Source organism: Anaerolineales bacterium (assembly GCA_022866145.1).
Classification (GTDB): Bacteria; Chloroflexota; Anaerolineae; order Anaerolineales; family E44-bin32; genus PFL42.
The window spans coordinates 1-5,386 of record JALHUE010000390.1; the positions used below are offsets into that span (position 1 = coordinate 1).

Sequence of the window (5,386 nt, forward strand, 5' to 3'; positions counted from 1 at the left end):
CAGAAAGTCATTGAACGTCAGGCCGGCGGCGGAGGCAATGAGGATGTTCGGCGGGTCGCCGATCAACGTGCCGACACCACCGACGTTTGCCAGGATCGCCTCCCCCATCAGGAGCGGGATGGGCGATATGCCCAACACTTCCGCGATCAATATGGTTAGCGGCGCGATCAGGACGATGGTCGTCACATTCGGAAGGATCATGGACAGGACCCCGGTGACCAACCCAAGTAGAACCAGGAGCACCGCTGGCTTGCCTCTCGAGACTCGTGCCGCCAGGGCGGCCAGCGCTTCCAGCAGGCCGGTTGGCTTCAGGAGTGCAACCAGAATCATCATGGCGAGCAACAGCCCCAGCGTCTCGAGGTCAAGTGAGGCGATTGCCAGCTGCTCATCGTAGAAACCCATTGCTATTCCAACAATGACCATGACGGCCGCTCCGGCGATGGCGATAATCGCGCGGTCGCCCCGCTCGAGCAGAATCGCCAGTAAGACGACAAAGAAGATCAACCCCGAGACGGCGGCGGCTGTCATCCGCTATGCCCTTGAAGATCCATCCACGAACACAGGAATCCGACGCCGACATCCACACGTGAGGCGATCCCTACAAGCCTCCCCTCGCTGTCGGTCACGAGCACATTCCCGAGGTCGTGCTGGCGCATGTAAGCGTAGGCTCGCAGCAATCCCGAGCTCTCCTCGATGGCATGCGGCGCGGTCATGATTTCGGTCACAGGCCGTGCGCGTGTGGCGTCATCCATTTCCGCGAACTCGACCGGGCCAAAGTCATGGACGAAGTCAAAATCCGAAACCAGCTGGACGAATGGCGGCATCACCAGGGATAGGACGTCCTGCATGTCCAACGTGCCCACAAGCTTGCCATTCGGTGCCAGCACCGGAAGCGTGCCAACCCGGTGCTCCACAAACGACCGTACGGCGTCTCCCAGCCTGGCCGCCTCAGGAATCGTGATCACCCGGGTCTTCATCACCGTGCTGACAATCATGGCTCACCTCCTCGAAGGCGGTTCAAGCCGAAGCCGGGAGCCCGCTAGGCAAACACCTTCCCCGCAGGCTGCCGCGGCTGTTGTTCGATCACCAGCGGCTCCTGCCCCTGGACCTCCACCGTCTGCCCGTCCGGGAAGACCACCCGACTGACCTCGCCGGTGCGAGTGACCTCCAGCCCGCGCCAGCGAACCTTCACCGGTCCAGCCAAGACGTTCCTGCCACGCAGTCCCACTCTTGTGGGCGAGATCAGTTGTACCCCTACACACGCCAGCAACAAGCTCAGCGGCGCCGCGCCGCAGGCAGCATGCCGATCGCCCAGTCCCTCCCCTGTCTCCGGATGGTACGACTGGAAGAAAGCACGTTCGTGCCGCAGGCAGCCCACGATCCCCGCCATCAGCCGCTCAAAGTGCGTGGCGGCTTCCATCCCCCGGCCGCACGCCAGCAGCGCTGTCCCCAGGAGGGAGTTCCAGGGCATCAGCACGCCGCCGGTCCCAGCCTGAAGTTGGTCACGGTAAGCGGCATCGCTGGCCGGCAGAAAGGGCAGGCCATAGGGGCGCCAGAACTGCTCCGGGCGGAGCAGCTGCCCCTCGAGCAGCGCGGCCGCCTCTTCCGGCGGGGCGCCTTTCGACGACAGGGGCAACAGCGTTCCGATATCCAGCCGGCCAAGGTCAGGCACCTGGACGGTGATCTCGAAGCCCTCACCGAGTCCGCGGATGTGGACGCGCCAGAGCCGAGCGAAGGTCTCCGCCGTCGTGGCGCAGCCGGTCTCCCAAGACCAGCTGAAGTCCGCCGCCTCCAGACGCAGCGTATGCTCTCGCCCGCCAGCAGGATAGCCGCTCAACCCGATTTCCAGGTTGCGGGCCTCGGTCACCGGGCCCGACACTCGAACCACCAGCCGGGACGGCGGGCGCAGCGTGACCTTCGGCTCATGTCGTCCATCGCCGGCGGCGCGCACGAGCTCACCGGGGCTCGGTATGGTATGCAGGCTGCGATCGATCCTCCGGTAAGACCCACTCTCCGGATCCCAGCAGCGGCCGAGTCCCTCGAGCAGCCGCCTGCGGCGCGCCTCGATCGCCGCCAGGGATTTCGCCTGGCCGGCGGCCTCGGCCAGGCGCCGAAGCGCATCGGCCTCGCTCAGTAGGAAGGCGGCGAGATCGGGCGACTCCGCCCAAGACAGATCCATTCCCTGGCAGGAGGGATCCGTCAGGCTGAAGACCGGGTGGGTCTCGTAGCCGGGTTGCAGCGGATGGTCCCACTCCGGGAACCCGTCCTGATCCCGATCGCGCCCGACCTCGAACCAGCTCTCGAAGGACTCCAGCAGCCGCGGCAAGACCTGGGTGATGAAGTCCAGATCCTCGGTCTGCTGGTAGATCTGCCAGCACAGTTCGCCCAGCATCGGAGCACCTGCCATGCGCAGGCGCTGGCCGGCCAGCCCGGGCTTGCCATCCACCGCGCCGTCTGCACCCTGGGTGGCCAGAGCGTTCAGCACCACCCCCTTCGCCAGGTCGGGAGCGGCCGGCAGCACCTGACGAGCGATGTAGCAGGCGCTGATCATCTCCTGACCGTTCCAGCGCCAGTCGTGGTCGGTGCCGTCGCCGAGGGGAGAATGCCCGTCCTCAGGCGCCCGCCTCAGCACCGGTGAGGCGGCCGGCAGATGGCGCGTCGGCCCGATGAAGCTGGAGAGCGCGGCAACCTGCGAAAGGTGAAGTGCGCCATCCCAGCCCGGGTTGCCTGTCTCGACCTGGACGATTCCCTCTGCCATGCGTTCGATGCGGGCAGCCAGCGCATCCAGCGGCAGCCCGGCTGCCGAACGGGCGGCCTCGAAGCCTTGCACGGCGTCGGTCCAGCCGGCGTGGGCCCAGGCCCAGCTTCGGGACTCACCCGGCGCCAGGCTCGCCGATACCTGCAGACTCGGGTAGATCGAACGAAAGGGGACTGCCCCGCCGCTGAGGAAGACGACCGGCTGCAGGCCGCCGACCCGGCCCTGGAGCGCCGCTACGCCAGCCCGGGTGACGGGCCGCATCGGATCAGCATCCTGGCCTGGAAGCAGCACGACATGCAGACGGAGATCCACCTGCAGCCTGCGCTCGGACCTTGCCGTCAGGGCAATCCGCGACACCAGACGATGTGAGTCTGTCACCCAGTACTCGGCCGAGGCCTCGATCTCGGGCAGCGGCCAGAACGCCAGCCGGGCGTAGTTGGGCAGCGCCTGGCACACGACGACCGGCAGATGAAAAGCCATCGGATCGACTGCGGCCCGCCCCTCCAGGGCGAAGGAGGGGAAGATGCGCATCCCCTGCACCTGACCACCGTACCTTGTCGCGGCCGTCAGGCCCGCCGGCTCACGCCCGCACGCAAGGACCTCCCAGATCTGGTCCTCAACATAGTCGGTGCGGCCGAAACGGACATCGGCGGCCAGGATCAGGGTGTAGCCATCGTCTGCCGACCATTGCCAGCTGCGCATATCCTGATTGTACGGGCACGACCCGCGGGTGGCCAGCGCCCGCGGCCGAAGAAGGCGTGCTAGAATCCCGATCCGGTGAGGAGGCCTGCATGAGCCCACATGACCTGACAAGTCGTGGCCGCTACCTCGAGGAGTTCGCGGTCGGCCAGCACATCACAACCCCCGGACGCACAATCACCGAAGCCGATGTGACGGCATTCGCCGGGCTGTCCGGCGATTTCATGGCCATTCACACCGACGCCGAGTTTGCCCGGCAGACGTATTTCGGCCAGCGCGTGGCACACGGCCTGCTTTGCTTGTCGATCGTCAGCGGGCTGGCGGCCCGGACCGGCGTGCTGGAGGGAACGGTCCTCGCCTTCCGGGAGATCCAGGAGTGGAAGTTCCGCAAGCCCGTCCTGTTCGGCGACACTCTGCACGCGGTGCTTGAAGTCCAGGACACAAAACCCCTGCCTCGCTTGGGGGGCGGTCAGGTCAAGCTCGGGATCGATGTGCGCAATCAGGCCGACGAGAGCGTGATGAAGGGCGTCTGGCTGGTGCTCGTCCAGAGCCGGCCCAGCGCTTCCTGACCCTGCCAAGCGGTGAACGCCTGAAGGCTCATCCCCGCTTAACCCCCCGCGGCTAGAATGGCGCCGATGACCGAAGCCCACAGGCCAACCCCTCCCCAGAGTCCTAGCGGCCGCGCGGCGGCGTCACCGCCCCCTTGGCATCCATCCGACCCGCCGCAAGACACTCAGCCGATTCGGCGCCCTTCGAGCTCAGAGGCCAGCCAGGCTGGTCCGGGCCTTCCCCGCCGGGTCCCGCAGACCGACCGCGGGGCTACGACCGTATCGCCAGCCGCCTTCTCGACCGAGTCCAAACCGGCATCCGGTTCGCCGCCACCCGCCTCACGCCGAAGGCTTCCCGCAGGGGCTTCCGGCTGCCTGGCGCGTATGGGGATTTTCGGCTTGTTCGCCGCCGCCGCGGCGCTCATCCTGCTGCTCAGTTACGGCCTTCTGCAATACTCGTCGCTGGCCTCCACCCTGCCGGCCGTCGATGACCTGCGGGAGAAGGCTGCCCAATTCGAAACCACGCGCATTTATGACCGGGCTGGCAATGTGCTGTACGAGATCCTCGACCCACAGGCCGGCCGCCGAACCTACGTGCCCCTCGACCAGATCTCGCCGGCCATGATCGCCGCCGTGCTGGCGACGGAGGATTCCCAGTTTTACAGCCATGCCGGTTTCGACCCCCTGGCCATCGGCCGGGCGATCTGGCAGAACCTGCGCAGCGGCGAGACCGTGTCCGGCGCCTCGACCATCACCCAGCAGATCGCTCGCAACCTTCTGTTCACGCCGGAGGAACGCTCCCAGCGGACAGCGGTCCGCAAGATCCGCGAGATCCTGCTGGCGGCCGAAGTCAACCGGCGTTACACCAAAGAGGACATCCTCGAGCTGTACATGAACCAGGTGTACTTCGGCAACCTGGCCTATGGGGTTGAGGCCGCGGCTCAGACCTATTTCGGCACGACCGCCGGCGCCCTGACACTGCCTCAGGCATCCTTTCTCGCCGGCCTGATACAGGCCCCGGCGGTGTATGACATCTTCACCAACCGCGAGGCGGCACTGGAGCGCCACCGCCAAGTGCTCACGCTAATGGTGCTCACCAGCCAGGACCAGGGCTGCATCGCCGTCAGGACTGCCGCCGATCCGGTGTGCGTCACCCCGGAGGAAGGCGGGGCGGCCATCGCCCAGATCGAGACCTATCCCTTCCAACCGGCCGACATCCAGATCCGCTACCCTCACTGGGTCAACTACATCCGCACCCAGCTCGAGCAGCTGTTCGACCCGCAGACGATCTACCGCTCGGGCTTCGACGTGTACACTACCCTCGATCCGCAGCTCCAGGACCTGGCTCAGACCCTGGTGACGCAGCAGGTGACGGCCCTCG

Annotated in this window: 5 protein-coding genes; 2 read left to right on the forward strand and 3 right to left on the reverse strand. The window is 66.4% G+C overall.

Annotated elements, in window-relative coordinates:
• The 3 genes from MUO23_11850 to MUO23_11860 all read right to left on the reverse strand — a co-directional run.
• Nucleotides 1-528 (reverse strand): hypothetical protein (locus MUO23_11850; protein MCJ7513650.1); only part of this gene is annotated, 528 nt, incomplete at its 3' end.
• On the reverse strand, nucleotides 525-995 hold the full coding sequence (locus MUO23_11855) for a CBS domain-containing protein (protein MCJ7513651.1): 471 nt from the start codon (nucleotides 993-995) through the stop codon (nucleotides 525-527). The genes MUO23_11855 and MUO23_11850, both read right to left, overlap by 4 nt.
• 44 nt (nucleotides 996-1,039) lie before the next feature.
• Nucleotides 1,040-3,460, reverse strand: coding sequence for a hypothetical protein (locus MUO23_11860; GenBank protein MCJ7513652.1), 2,421 nt, complete (start codon nucleotides 3,458-3,460; stop codon nucleotides 1,040-1,042).
• 89 nt (nucleotides 3,461-3,549) lie between these two features.
• On the opposite strand from MUO23_11860, the gene MUO23_11865 reads away from it, so the two are divergent.
• Both MUO23_11865 and MUO23_11870 read left to right on the forward strand, forming a co-directional pair.
• Complete coding sequence (locus MUO23_11865; protein ID MCJ7513653.1) at nucleotides 3,550-4,026, forward strand: hypothetical protein; 477 nt, start codon at nucleotides 3,550-3,552, stop codon at nucleotides 4,024-4,026.
• Nucleotides 4,027-4,404: 378 nt separating this feature from the next.
• The coding region (locus tag MUO23_11870) for a penicillin-binding protein (protein MCJ7513654.1) at nucleotides 4,405-5,386 on the forward strand (982 nt) is incomplete at its 3' end.